Raw genomic sequence first — 13529 nt, 5'->3', positions numbered from 1 at the left:
AATAGGTGCCCGGGTGGGTCAAATTTACTTCGGCGTTTCTGAGCTGGGGTGGGTCAAAATTCAATCGGCGTTGACAGCTATCGATCGTCTTCACCACCGGCAACGTCTGAACTTCAGCAGTGCTTCTCGGGGTGCGCTCGGCTGGCCGCTTGCTCCGTCTCAAGCAGTGACGTGAGGGAGTCGTCGAAGCTGGCCCGAGCGTCGGCAGCTCGCTGGGGGGAGCGCGGCCCACTTGACAGCCGATGATGTAGCCACTCGAATGGCTCGACGCTGGCAGGGGCGGTCGCCGGCGCGCTCAGCTGAGTCTGATCCTCGGCCAATCGCATGCACGGTCGGATGCCCGTCGTCGCATCGATGCGCGTGTTCGCTACCTCGTTGACTCAGCTCAGGATACATCGCGGTTCGCACTGTCCACATCGAGCCGAAGGCCGCATGCCCTTTGTGTCGCCGCCTGCGCTACGGACAGGAAGCTGTCCTTAAGATAACCGTTGAAGCGCTCGACTTTTACCCTTGATCCGAGCGCGGTACGAAGGACACATGCCGGCATGCCAGTGGTGTAGCTCCTGGTCCGTAACCATCACGTTCGATAATTTTCGTCTTGGTCTTATTGAATAGCACCTCACGCGGCCCATTACCGAAGTCGTCGGAGGCGGCGACCAGCCCATCTCCCCATTGGTGAACAGCTCAGATCGTTTGAAGCGCACAAACGTGCGCGGTTGAGGCCAAACGTTGCGACCAGAGCGAGCAGCCGATCCCGACCACGGGGCGGGGCTCAACGATGAGCATATGGGCACGCGGCTGTTGAGGGCATGCCGGTCATCGGTGCTGGCAGACCTCCGGCGGTGCGACGGATTGAGCCTAGCTGGAAGTGTTGGCTGGGAGGGCGCATTGATACGCGGCCATTCAGCGGCACCATCTCGCTCTGATTATCCCAAGTCGATAGCGCTGGCGCGAGTCGCCGTGACTCTGATGACAGCACAGCCGAGAGTGCTTGGCCGGGATGTCAGGTTCCACGCGCGAACCTCGGTCGTCTGCCAGCGCGAGCAGATTCCCCGCGAGATGGGCGCTGGGGGGCGGGAACGCGTTCGCTCCAGTCTATATTTCGAGGTCTCTGCACCCTCTGGTCTTCGCTGAAGAAAAAATTCACGGCCCAATAAAATGAGAAAAGATAGCTGCCGGCGTCTTTGGCTCCTTCTCAACATCAATGCATTGGTGTTTGGCAACTGCTGGGACGTGCAGGCTCGCGACAAAAACCATAGCTCGGCCGAAACAGAGCCTGTGCGTATTGATGGTGGTTGGGTTTCAGGGAAGGCCGTCAGCGAAAGAGTGCGCGTGTTCAAAGGAATTCCATATGCTGCGCCACCGATTGGCAAGTTTCGATGGTATCCGCCGCAGCCAGTTGTTGCCTGGAAGGGAGTGCGTAGGGCGGATGCATTCGGCACAAGTTGCATGCAGGTTCGCCGGAGGCCGGAGGACTTTCACTACGAAGAGCCCCATCCAATCAGCGAAGATTGTCTCTATCTTAACGTGTGGACGTCAGCTAAAGCGACCCAAGACAAGCTTCCCGTCCTGCTATGGATCCACGACGGCGGGTTGATCGGAGGCGAGGGGACGCGAGCCGTCGCAAATGGAGAAGCATTGAGCAAAAAGGGCGCAGTTGTCGTCACAATAAACTACCGCCTGGGAGTCCTTGGATTTCTCTCACACCCGCAGTTGTCCGAGGAATCTTCGCGACGCACGTCGGGCAACTACGGCCTACTCGATATGATCGCTGCGATCAAATGGGCGCGTCGAAACATTGTCGCATTTGGTGGAGACCCAAAACGTATCACTATACTGGGAGAATCAGCGGGCGCACGAGCAGCGAGCGCTCTCTCTACATCACCTCTAGTTGCGGGAGACATCTACGGTGTTGTCGCCGGCGACAGCGTTTTCGACAGGGCTAGCACCTTATCTGAGGCTGAGCGTAAAGGAAGTCAGATCGTAAAGGATCTAGGAGCCGCATCAATTGACGAGCTGAGAAGAATGCCGATCGAGCAGCTGTTCCCGAAGATTGTCTCACAGGGGGACGCCGGTGGCCTAGTGATGGATGGGTGGGTGCTTGATAGAACAAGTGTGTTTGCAGCCGAAGAGCACAACACTGTCGGAAGGGTTCATCTCTTGACTGGAGTAACCGCCGATTTCGCAACGGTGACCGCCAATCCGGTCACACCGAAAGAATTTGCAGATCAGATTCGAATCAGGTGCGGAAACCTGCCCGCGCGATGGCCAGAGTTGTACCCGGCTACCTCCGATTTCGAGGCGACCGCTTCCAATATCCGGATGATTACGGACTACTATGCGTGGGAGCATTTTAGATGGGCCGCATTGCGTGCACGCAACGGCCGGAGAACATATCTCTATTCTTTCACTCGCGTAGCGCCGGCGCCCCCCAACGTCAAGTTCAACTACTTTGGTGGACCGCTTCCGGAGAATTTGGGTGCATATCATACGGCGGAGATTCCCTACATGTTTGATAGTCTGGCAAGGCTAAAAGGCCAGACATGGACCCCTGAGGATTACGAACTAGCGGACACGTTCTCCTCCTACTTGGTCAACTTCGCAGCCGCGGGCGATCCTAACGGGCCAGGTCTTCCGCTATGGCCTACCTTTGGAGTTAAGTCCGAGCCCGTTATGGAGCTCGGAGACAAGGTGGGGCCAATTCCAGCACCAATTCGCGGAACGAAGCGCGATTTCTGGAACGATTGTTTCTCTGTTAGGGATCGGGAATGATGCCCGGTATCGATAGAGAGGATTCAATCACAAAGGTGCCAATACGCCCCGCCGGTGTCCAGGTGGGCATTGATCAGTGATGTCACGAGCGGAGGGATCATTTGCGATGGATCGCGTTTGAGCGTCAAGGCTGCGTGGGCGGAGGGTGCGTCTCCAACAACCTATCAAGGTCGCTGAACCGGCGACGAACACCGGTTTCGTAATTCTGACGATAACGGTGTTGCTGATTGCGGATGTTCGCAAGCCAGCCGTCGATATTTCTTTGAGTGAGCCGCATTCCGAATTCGTCTGAACCGCCGTTGAAAATTCGCGTGAGGATCGCATGACCGAGGGCGGGGCTGTAGTGAACAGGCTCAAACCAGTACAAAGCTTTCCCCTGAACTGGAAATTCCTCCGTAGAGTACGCGTTGTAGTCACTGAAATCCCACAAGGCTACTTCGTTACGCTGATTGGGTCCCGAGTACTGCTCGGTCAGAGCCAGTATTTGACGCTTCCAATGTTCAAACGGCTCCCAGAAACCCAAACGCGTCTCAAATTCTAGATAGTCGACATGCAGCGGATGGAGAAAGACAACAACGTCAATCTTCTGAGACGCACAAAGATCTAGAATCATTTTGAGTCGTAGAAGGCTGCTTTGATCGCGCAGGCGTCGTTGCTCTTTAGTTTCTTCTGTGCGTAGCGTCCTAGAGAGATCAAAAAGTGCGGCTAGCGCGTAGGAGCCGACGCCAGAACTAAAGTTGTCTTCGTGAATCCAATTCCCTTCGGCCAGGTCAGAGGAGATATCGCGCCAGTTCGCGGCGACTGTCCCACTGCTGTCGATGAGGGCATCGAGTGAGAACGCGGCGAAAAATATATCGCGAACTCGCTGCGCAGTCTGCTCACGGTTCGGTTCGCCGCCCAAAGTCATAGCGAGCCGTCCTTTGAGATCTGGTGCTATTGCAGATACTGGCTCAGGTTTGTAGAGGAACTGCGAGAAATCCAATCCTATGACTACGAGCTCAGGGTGTTGCCTTGATAGAACATGCTGCAAGTAAAGGTAGGAGTGGGGCAAATATCCCGCCGGGACACTGAGGTTGTAGACTGGGTGATACTGAGTTGGCCAAGCGGCATCCTGCGAGTCTATGCCCCAACCAACTCTTGAGCTGCCAAGCAGCACGGCGTTCGGCTTTCTACGTTCGACGTCGTATGCTTTCATCATGAAGTGCTGCGTCTCCACTGCCGGTTTCCGCGCATTCAAATGAGCAACGCGAGAGGCGCCAAAAACCAAGTACGGGTCGATGACGACGTTAAGCGCGCAGATGACCAAACTTACTAAGACGGATGTCGCTGTCCAAAGTTTGATCGCAAAGTATGAGGATCTGTCCACTTCGAGAGGACTCCCGTGCTAACTAGAACTGCGCATAGATGAACGGCTGGCCGCGGCTCAATGCAAGGATGCCGAAGGTGAACAGGAATGCCGCAAGAACTGCATCGCGACGGAGGCGTCCATCAGGTGAGCCGGGTGCCATGTTGGTACTGATCAGGGGCGGCGGCGTGAGAATTCTGCTGATTTTACTGGCTTGGCTGGCGGTGCGGCCATGTGCGGCCGAATGCGTTGATTTGAAGTTGAGGGCGGGACCATATCGGCCCAGAAGCTCCAGAGAATTTGGCAACAGCAAGACACACAACAGTAGTAATACGATCCAGACAATCGGGACCAGCGGACGGAGCAGGAGTGGTTGCCACAGATGTTGGAGGTAATCCCAGGGAAAGTTCACCCCCATGTCACGGAGCAACCCGACTTCGCCCGGAAGGATTCCGTTCACGCCAACAAGAGAGTTCAAGATCGACCACGCAGATGCGATGGATGGGGCTCGAAAGACCACCAACGAGAGCACCACAGCGCCAAACGTCATCGCCCATCCCAGTGGCCGCATAACACTATCGTGGGACACGTCGCTCGCCCAGAAGCGGGGCCGTAGTGTGCGCCAGGTCTGGTTGATCATTAAGTACGAGCCATGCATCAGGCCGAAGACAACGAACTGCCACCCCGCGCCATGCCAGATTCCAGCGATCAGCATGGTAATTAACATGGGCAGGCAGATAAGCATGAGAATGGCAGGGAACGTTGATCGCTTGCCCTGCAGTACCGGCCTTCGGCGGGCAATCCGCCAACGAGTCAATCGTACGACAATGGGGGTATAGACAAACTCGGTCAGAAAGCTGGTCAGTGACATATGCCATCGGCTCCAGAACTCTGAGATGCTGCTGCTCTTAAAAGGTGAGTTGAAGTTGGCAGGAAGCCGGACCCCAAACATTCGCGCGACACCCAGCGCCATATCCGAGTATCCAGAAAAATCGAAATAGACCTGGAGGGTGTAAGCCAAGGCGCCGATCCAGGCGACTAGCATGCTGACTGGTAGCACGGACGAATTGCCATCAAAAGTGGGAGAGACAAATGGCAAGACACTGTCCGCAATCACGGCTTTCTTGAATAACCCAATGGAGAAGAGAAAGAGTCCGATCGGGAAATCCTTTGCAAACGACCTTGGATGAACGGCCTCGAACTGGGGTGCGACGTCCCCATAGCGGCTTATTGGACCGGCAATGGTTCGAGGAAAAAAATAGAAGAACTGTAGGTAATCAATGAATCGTATAGAGGCAATCCGCCCGGAGTGAATATCGGAGAAAAATGCAATCTTTTGAAACGTCAGGAAGGAAATTCCAAGAGGAAGTATCCAATGCGTAATCGGATAGTGCGTCGAGAGCAGCGCGTTCGTCGTCTCTAGAAAAAAATTCGTGTACTTCAAGACGACGAGCAGCGCTATGTTTGTCGAGATAGAGAACGCGAACAGTGTAGTTCGAATCCATCCCGGACGGTCATGCGATTGCAGCAGTGCTTTGGCCAAGAGATAGTCGAGAAGGATTGACGGTGTAACAAGTGCGAGGCTCTTGATGCTTGCGCAGGCGTAGAAGGCAATGGAAGTGGCGAGCAACCAGAAAGAAGCAGCTCGATCTGCCATCCGATGCAGCAGCCAGTAGCCGGTCAGCGCCACGGGCAGGAAGGCAAAGATGAAGATGTGCGAATTGAAGACCATATTCGAGCTGCTGCCGAGATATGAATGTTTTTGGAATCAACAAGAATGCGGATCCGGAGCGAGTATGGTTCCGGTCGGTTGTCTGATGCGTCGTCGGAAGAAGGCGATGCAATTAGTCAATGCAAGGCTGCGGGCTGTCAAGCGATCAAAGAAGGCTCCATGATATTTGCTGATATTGTCGATCGCAGTGCTGCTCAATGGCTAGTGCTTCAATGGCATGTCGGTGCGAGCGATGGCGTCGCTCGGTGGCAATTGGGTGGTTCTAGCGGTCGGTGCGAGGAGTATCCATTAACTCCGGAAGATCTTCCTGGTGAGAGACTCCTGCGGTCGCGTGCAAGGAGAAATACTGAGTCAAGCTCCAGGCATCAAATTGAGCAAGCACTGACATACGATTGATCGGATTTCCACGCTCGCGCAGATAGAACGTTTGAAGTGGCTTAGAGAGATGGACTGCCGTCTTTACGAATTGTCCGCTAAAGACTATTTGACCGAGGGGAGGCTTGGCGCAAACTCGGTCGCACCATCAACTGATATCCACAAAACATTCATCAGGATTGGTATGTGTGACAACGCTACCCTCTCACGATTGACGCCCTTGCTTCGAGAGGTGTTTGAAAATAACGGGCTCGTTGCAACGCCAGATCTTCAGTCGAGCGATGTCCAGGGGTGGGATAGCCTCGGACAAGTGCGGCTGTTCTTCGAGATCGAAAGAGAGTTTTCCATTCGCTTTAGCTCAACAGAGATCAATTCTCTGAGGAATGTCGGCCAGATTGCGGATGTGATCGAAAGCAAGATGGCAGGCTCGTAGTGGCGGCTTAGCGAGCAACCGATCGGATATAGGAGCTGTTAGATATGGAATTCCTGGCCGGTTCAGCCAACGGTGCGATGCTCGAGCGTCCCTGTCACCTGACAGACGTGCTGACGAAGTCTGCGATACAGCATCCGGCAGCCGGTATCTACTTCGCGTCGGATGCAGACTTCAGAAAGGCCGCGTTCCTGAATCACTCGCAGCTTCTTACAGACGCCTTACGCATGCTTGGGGCGCTGCAAGCATTGGGCCTGAAGGCCGGAAGTCCGGTGGCGGTCGTGATCGATCACGGGCCGGACTTCGTGAGGGTGTTCTGGGCGTGCGTTCTGGGTGGATACCTTCCGTGCGTCATAGCGCCCACGCGTACTGATGCTCAGCGCTGGCGGGAGCAACTGCGAGGTATCGACAGCACACTTCAGCATCCAACCTTCGTATGTGATGAAGGCACGCTGGCGGAGATGCCGCCGTCACTGACGAGCATAGATTGCCGCAGTCTCGATAGCCCCTCGCCCGCGGAGTTGCAGTACAGGTGCGAGCCGTCGGATGTGGCGATGCTCATGTTGACATCCGGTTCGACGGGAATTCCGAAGGCTGTCGCACTGACTCAGGAAAATGTCATTTCCTCAGTGGTCGCCAAGATCGAAAGTAGGGGGTTTACGTCGGACGATTTGATATTCAACTGGATTGGATTCGACCACGTCGTGGCGCTCATCGAGGCGCATGTCCTGGCGGTCTATCTTGGCGTGAATCAGATCAATGTCAATGCCCGCAGCATCTTGGCGGATCCTCTGCAATTCATTCGGATCATTGATCATTACCGGGCCACAACCGCTTTCACCCCGAACTTTCTACTCGGAAAGATTTGCACTGCCCTGAAGTTGCCGGGTCGTCGAGATGAACGACCAGCAATGAATCGATGGGACCTGACATGTGTGCGACACATATTCTCCGGAGGCGAAGCCAACAGTGTCGCCACGGGTCGGGAGTTTCTGAATCTCCTAGGACCCTTTGGCCTGAATGAAGCGGGTTTGTTGCCAGGTTATGGTATGACTGAGACGTGTGCGGGAGCCACATATTCGACAGAATTCTACAAGCGCGATGCTGAGAAAGAGTTCGCGTCTGTCGGAGTTCCTGTCCGTGGGTTCGACGTACGTATCGTTGATGAGGAGGAGCAGCAATTGCCTTCCGGGCACGATGGACACTTGCAGGTGCGTGGACCGATGGTCTTCAGCCGGTACTACAACGATCCGGATGCGACAGCGTCCGCCTTCACGCCAGATGGTTGGTTTCGCACGGGAGACATGGCACGGACTGAGGCGGATGGTCGAGTCACCCTCGTCGGGCGGAGCAAAGACAGCATCATTGTCAGCGGCGTTAACTACTTCGCGCAGGAACTAGAGATCGCCTTGCATCGGTTGGATGGGATCGATCCAGCTTACGTTGCGGCGTTCCCGACGCGAGAGAAAGGCGGCGACACTGAGCAGCTAGTGGTCGCATTTGCCGCAGATGTCACCAGTGTGGCCGCGGAGGCGGCACTAGTCGAGTTGGTGTCGGCTGTCCGAAATACCGCGATCATGCTATGGGGGTTCAGGCCATCGCTCGTTCTCGCGCTGTCTAGGGAGGCATTCCCAAAGACTAATCTCGGCAAGATCCAGAGGTCCCTCATGCGCCGACGATTGGAGTCAGGGACGTTTACCCACGAGCTTGAAGCGATGAGGGAAGTGCTTCGACGCCATCGCGGCGAGTACATCGCGCCAGCGGGCGACATCGAGAAAAGGATGGTGAGTATGATCGCCAAGATGCTCGGTATTGAAGAAGCTACGCTCAGTGTTACGGATAGTTTCTTCGATCTCGGCGGAACCTCTCTGGAGATTCTCCAGCTCACTCGGCTATTAGAGGAATCCTTTGAGCTCGATGTCACCTTGGCAACCGTACTTCAGAACCCGACAGTAAGGCAACTGGCTAGACTGACGGATCGCGCGGGGACGACATATGATGCAATCGTGACTCTCCAAGCTGCGGGTAAAAAGACTCCGTTGTTCCTTGTACATCCCGGCGATGGGGGGACGTTTGTCTTCGTCAATCTCGCAAAGTACTTCAGCGGTGAGCGGCCGGTCTTTGCGTTTCGGCCGCGTGGCTTTGATCCGGGGGAGCGCCACTTCGAAACATTCGAAGAGATGGTTGGCTGCTATGTCGACGCTCTTCACAAGGTACAGCCATCGGGTCCGTATATCTTGATCGGATACTCCCTCGGTGGATCAATTGCGTTCGAGATGGCGCGAGAGTTGGAGCGGTTAGGCGAGCAGATCGAGTTCCTGGGATGTATCGACGGCATCCCCTGCGGCGATGAAGTGCCGCCCGCATTCGGAGCCGCAATGCTGGGCGCAGCTCACCTACTTACTACACTGCACAAGCGACACTTTGCCGTGTGGTCTAGGATGGTGAAATGCATGCAAGACGTCAGTCGGGCGCACAGGCTTGCTGGTACGGTTGATACGATCACCGTCTTCAGAACGTCAGGGTTGCCAGAAGGGGCCGATGAGGGACGGTGGGCTGCTTGTCTCGAGAACTGGAGCACGCATGTTCGAACAGCGCGATACTTGAACGTGCCGGGGGACCATCTTTCTGTGTTAGCGCCAAAGAACGTGGCAAGGTTTCACGCCATTCTTCGAGGTCAGCTGCAAGAGGCGGAGACGGCACGGAGCACCAATGAAACAGAGGGAGTAGGCTGAATGGACGATGGAGACGTTCGAATCAAGGCCCCGATGTCCGACGTGACAGGAAAGGTGGCCATTGTTACCGGCGGGGACAGCGGGATCGGTTTGGGGATTGCCCGTGCGTTTATTCACGCTGGCATGAACGTCGCGATAACGTACCGAAGCGAGAAGCATGCGGAGGATGCGATGAAGGTGATGGGGGGCGCGGGCGATCGCGTCCACGCCATTGCTCTAGATGTAATGGACCGTGCTGCATTTGCCGCGGCTGCCGAAGAAGCGAAGCGTGTCTTCGGTCGGGTGCATGTTCTGGTCAACAACGCTGGCGTGTGGCCAAAGATCGCGCTCAGCAATGCCAGCTACGATGATTGGGATTGGTGTTTTGGTGTCAACGTGACCGGCGTGTTCAATGGCATCCATGCAATTCTTCCTCACATCAAATCGCATGGCGAGGGCGGCCATATCGTGTCGACTGCATCCATCGGGGGATTGGTGGCTCATCCGCTCTGGGGTGTCTATTCGGCAAGTAAGTTTGCCGTCATCGGTATGATGGAAGCTCTCCGGTCCGAGCTGGTAAATTGCAACATTGGCGTCTCGGTGTTTTGCCCAGGCGACGTGAAGTCTAATATTGGGCAATGTGACCGCAACCGTCCCTCCGCATTGGGTGAGCGGGGCGAGCCGGATACGGCGCAGATGGAATCGATCAACACTTTCGCCGATGCCGTGCGCAAGGCGATCTTTGAAACCAGGGGAGTGCGGTTCATGATGGATCCGCTGGAAGCGGGTGAACGTGTGTTGGGCGGAATTCGAAACAATGACCTACATATACTTTCGCACCCTGAGTACGAGCAGGCTATTCGGGACCGAAATGACGCGCTGCTCGCGGCAGTTCCCAGGGGCGCAGAAGTGCACCCGGCGCGTGTCGCGATCGCGAGCATCGCGCGAAATCCGATATATCTTGAGCAAATTGCTCATCGACACAACCAAGGAACTCGCGTGGTGTAATCGGCAGGATTGTCTAAGAAGGGGAGTTGAGATGGCTGGCCGTCCGGAGGTAGGCTCGATCAAGCTCCGATGCGGCTGAACAGCCCATGAGTACAAGGGTGCGCTGAAGCTCTGACTCGAGGATTGAAAGTGCACATCGGGCGCCGGCTTCGCCGCCGCTTGCGACGCCAAAGAGTGTGGCGCGCCCGATCATGACGGCGCCGGCACCGAGCGCGAGCGCCTTCGCGATATCAGAGCCGCGGCGGACACCGCCGTCGAGGATAACCTCGCAGCGAGCCTTCACCGTATCGACAACGCTGGCGAGCACGGAAAGCGGCGAGGCGGCGAAGTCCAATTGGCGCCCGCCATGGTTAGAGACAATGATCGCGTCAACGCCACGACTAACAGCCTCGTTAGCATCGAGAGGTGACATGATGCCTTTAACCAGCAGCTTTCGGGGCCACAAGTCACGCAGCCAAGCCAGATCTGCCCAAGTGTTGGATGCGTTGAGATTGCGCATCATCACGCTGGCGAGTGAGGCGGTACGAGTGTCGGTAGCAGTTCCGTCAATCAGATTTATCATCTTGGGTATGCCCTGCCGAAGCATGTGATAGCTCCATCGTGGGCAAACGCAAGCGTCCCATGCAAGCTTCAAGTTGGGTTGCAGTGGGACAGTGAAGCGGTTTCGCAGATCACGATGTCGCTGTCCAAGTATCGGAACATCCGCAGTGTAGACCAGCGCTTCGAAGTCCAGCGAGAGCGCGCGACGAACCAGAGATCGGATTAGCTCACGATCTTTCCAGAGATACACCTGCATCCATAGACGCGATTCTGGAACAGCCGCACGAATGTGTTCCAGGCGAACGCTCGATGCTGCGCTTACGGTGAGTGGAATGCCTGTCTCGTGCGCGGCGCGGGCAAGCGCAATGTCGGCGTGCCGCCAGACCAGTGCGGCGAGCCCCGTTGGCGCGACTGCGATCGGTAGCCGAGCTGCGCACCCAAGGATGGAAACTGATAGATCACAGTGCGAGACATCTTTAAGGACTCGTGGCAGCAGTTCTACTGAGTCAAAGTCCAGACAATTCCGTGCGAGGGTAAATTCCCCCTCAGCGCCGCCATCAATGAAGTCAAACACTGCCTTCGGTAGTCGTCGCCGAGCACAGCGACGGAGATCCGAAACTGTAAAGATGCCTTGTATCAAAGGAGTTCACTACCTTTCGAGCTGTTAGCAACAACGACCCTTCACCCGCCTAGTTCAGAGGCAAAAACATCCGGATCAAGGGGGAGACTGATATGAAACGTTAGTCTAGGAAGGGGCCTCGTCACATCATATCATTCGGTCAGGCGCGCCAGTACCTTCATGCGTCATTGGTACGTTGCGCTGCACCGGTGCCGTGCCCGCTTGCTCAGCTGGCCGGACACAGAGTGAATGTATCCGGTTGAAGGGGGCTTGTTTGTCTGCATGACGGTCAAACGCTGAGTAAGGACAAAAGCTAATCATGTTCTAGAAATATACCGAAAACTGTGCGCCAATCTCGCTAGCGCCTTTTGTGGTTGCGGAGGTGCGGGCAACTAGGATCACTCTGCATACACGGGCTGTGTGATGAGAGCGGCGTTGAAATCGGCAGTTTCCGAGCTGCTGTGGCAAAAGTTTGCGATGACGGGCGCCATCGCCGCACGCGAAGTAGGTGGAGTGTGGTGGCGCAGAGCAACAGCGGCTACATCAATATTACGAAAGAATGCAGCGCATGAGTGCCGAGGATCTCACGGCAACTGAAACGATTGGCGTTGAGCGCTGGCCGCGTCGATATACAGTCGTGGTTTTGAGTTTTATGGCTGCATTTGTCTGTTACATAGATCGGGTCAACATCTCTGTCGCAATCATAGCAATGGAGGATCGATTCGGTTGGTCAGAGACCGACAAAGGATTTATCCTGTCGGCGTTCTTTGTTGGGTATCTGCTATTTCAGGTTCCGAGCGGCTATTTATCAAATCGCTGCGGGGGGAAGCTAGTGTTGGGTGCCGCAGTGATCTGGTGGTCCACGCTCACTATTGTAACGCCGGCTGCCGCAATGATGTCGTTGCCCATGCTGATTGCTGCGAGAGTCGCACTTGGGCTTGGTGAAGCTGCTACCTTCCCTGCGGCATACAACCTGTTTAGTCGATGGGTGCCGGCCGCGGAGCGCTCACGTGCAGTGTCGTTACTACTGAGTGGGGTGCCCCTTGGTACGCTCTTCGCCCTGATGACCTCGGGCTGGATCGTTGAGAGATGGGGCTGGGCGGCCGTGTTTTATAGTTTCGGCGCCCTCGGCATTGTATGGGGCGTTCTTTGGTTCATGTTGATCTCAAACGATGTAGCACACCATCCGACTATAACGATAGCAGAACGGGAGTTGCTGAGAGGGGGGGCCGCGCCACCTACGCGTTCCGCCGTGCCATGGAGGCTGCTACTTACGCAGCCCGCCGTTTGGGCGTTGATCGTCAATCATTTCTGCAGCAATTGGTCGTTGTACATTCTGATTGCTTGGCTGCCGAGTTATTTCAAGAATGAGCATGGCCTCACCATTACCAACGCCGGGCTGTATTCTGCGGCGCCTTGGCTCACAATGTTCATCGTGGTCAATGCTGCAGCCTGGATGGCAGATACAATGGTCAGACGCGGTGCTGGGCTCAAGACGGTTCGTAAGTTGATGCAGTCCGTAGGGCTGCTTGGTTCAGCGGCGTTTTTGCTCACTATGCACAGCGTCGATTCAGCCATAGGCGCGCTGTTGCTGATGTGCGGCGCTCTCGGTACTCTAGCCTTCACATGGTCAGGATTCCTGCCAAATCATCTCGATATCGCTCCACGATATGCCGACGTGGTGATGGGGCTGACGAATACTGCCGGAACACTACCTGGCATCGTCGGAGTGGCCCTTACGGGCTGGCTTGTGGATTCAACCAACTCCTATGCCTCAGCGTTCTCGCTTTCCGCCGGTATTTCGGTCGTAGGAGCTCTCATATGGCTGGCCTTCGGAACGGCCAAACGAGTGGTCGACTGAGCACGAGCGAGTTAATCTCTAGATCTTGTCGCAATGATCATCGCAATGTACGCCTGCGGCATAACCGTCGGGAAAGTCCAAGCGATCTAGCTGAAAGGTAGTCGGTAACCGCTGTCACTTGGTGATCGACATG

At 55.7% G+C, this 13529-nt stretch carries 8 protein-coding genes; 5 read left to right on the top strand and 3 right to left on the bottom strand.

Annotation, left to right across the window (positions count from 1 at the left end):
- The first annotated feature begins 1158 nt into the window (after positions 1-1158).
- Positions 1159-2772 (top strand): carboxylesterase/lipase family protein, encoded by a 1614-nt coding sequence (locus GYH35_RS34260; protein ID WP_161830733.1) that lies wholly within the window; start codon positions 1159-1161, stop codon positions 2770-2772.
- 124 nt (positions 2773-2896) lie between these two features.
- Here GYH35_RS34260 and GYH35_RS34255 read toward each other — a convergent pair whose 3' ends face one another.
- A complete protein-coding gene (locus tag GYH35_RS34255; protein WP_161830732.1) occupies positions 2897-3970 on the bottom strand; it encodes a hypothetical protein in 1074 nt (357 codons plus the stop codon).
- A gap of 190 nt (positions 3971-4160) precedes the next feature.
- Positions 4161-5849, bottom strand: a complete 1689-nt coding sequence (locus GYH35_RS34250) for an MBOAT family O-acyltransferase (protein WP_161830731.1) — start codon at positions 5847-5849, stop codon at positions 4161-4163.
- Positions 5850-6276: 427 nt separating this feature from the next.
- Between GYH35_RS34250 and GYH35_RS34245 the strand changes: the two genes are divergently transcribed.
- The 3 genes from GYH35_RS34245 to GYH35_RS34235 are packed head-to-tail and all read left to right on the top strand — an operon-like array spanning position 6277 to position 10376.
- Entirely contained in the window at positions 6277-6657 is a 381-nt protein-coding gene (locus GYH35_RS34245) for an acyl carrier protein (protein WP_161830730.1), read from the top strand.
- A gap of 44 nt (positions 6658-6701) precedes the next feature.
- Entirely contained in the window at positions 6702-9389 is a 2688-nt protein-coding gene (locus tag GYH35_RS34240; RefSeq protein ID WP_161830729.1) for a non-ribosomal peptide synthetase, read from the top strand.
- Positions 9390-10376, top strand: a complete 987-nt coding sequence (locus GYH35_RS34235; protein WP_161830728.1) for an SDR family oxidoreductase — start codon at positions 9390-9392, stop codon at positions 10374-10376.
- A 13-nt stretch (positions 10377-10389) separates the two neighbouring features.
- Here GYH35_RS34235 and GYH35_RS34230 read toward each other — a convergent pair whose 3' ends face one another.
- The gene (locus GYH35_RS34230; RefSeq protein ID WP_268894976.1) at positions 10390-11556 is read right to left on the bottom strand and encodes an alpha-hydroxy acid oxidase; all 1167 of its coding nucleotides are present in this window, start codon (positions 11554-11556) and stop codon (positions 10390-10392) included.
- A 547-nt stretch (positions 11557-12103) separates the two neighbouring features.
- On the opposite strand from GYH35_RS34230, the gene GYH35_RS34225 reads away from it, so the two are divergent.
- Positions 12104-13396: an ACS family MFS transporter gene (locus GYH35_RS34225; RefSeq protein WP_161830726.1), complete on the top strand. Its 1293-nt coding sequence runs from the start codon at positions 12104-12106 to the stop codon at positions 13394-13396.
- Positions 13397-13529: the final 133 nt, after the last annotated feature.

The organism is Steroidobacter agaridevorans, assembly GCF_009932555.1.
In the GTDB taxonomy this organism is placed as follows: domain Bacteria; phylum Pseudomonadota; class Gammaproteobacteria; order Steroidobacterales; family Steroidobacteraceae; genus Steroidobacter; species Steroidobacter agaridevorans.
Note: the sequence above shows the minus strand (reverse complement) of the source record. Positions and strands in the feature narration are given on the sequence as shown.

Bases quoted from the DNA above. Each gene is read 5' to 3' on its own strand.
- GYH35_RS34260 (WP_161830733.1), top strand. From the start codon at position 1,159: ATGAGAAAAGATAGCTGCCGGCGTCTTTGGCTCCTTCTCAACATCAAT.
- GYH35_RS34255 (WP_161830732.1), bottom strand. From the start codon at position 3,970: ATGATGAAAGCATACGACGTCGAACGTAGAAAGCCGAACGCCGTGCTG.
- GYH35_RS34250 (WP_161830731.1), bottom strand. From the start codon at position 5,849: ATGGTCTTCAATTCGCACATCTTCATCTTTGCCTTCCTGCCCGTGGCG.
- GYH35_RS34240 (WP_161830729.1), top strand. From the start codon at position 6,702: ATGGAATTCCTGGCCGGTTCAGCCAACGGTGCGATGCTCGAGCGTCCC.
- GYH35_RS34235 (WP_161830728.1), top strand. From the start codon at position 9,390: ATGGACGATGGAGACGTTCGAATCAAGGCCCCGATGTCCGACGTGACA.
- GYH35_RS34225 (WP_161830726.1), top strand. From the start codon at position 12,104: ATGAGTGCCGAGGATCTCACGGCAACTGAAACGATTGGCGTTGAGCGC.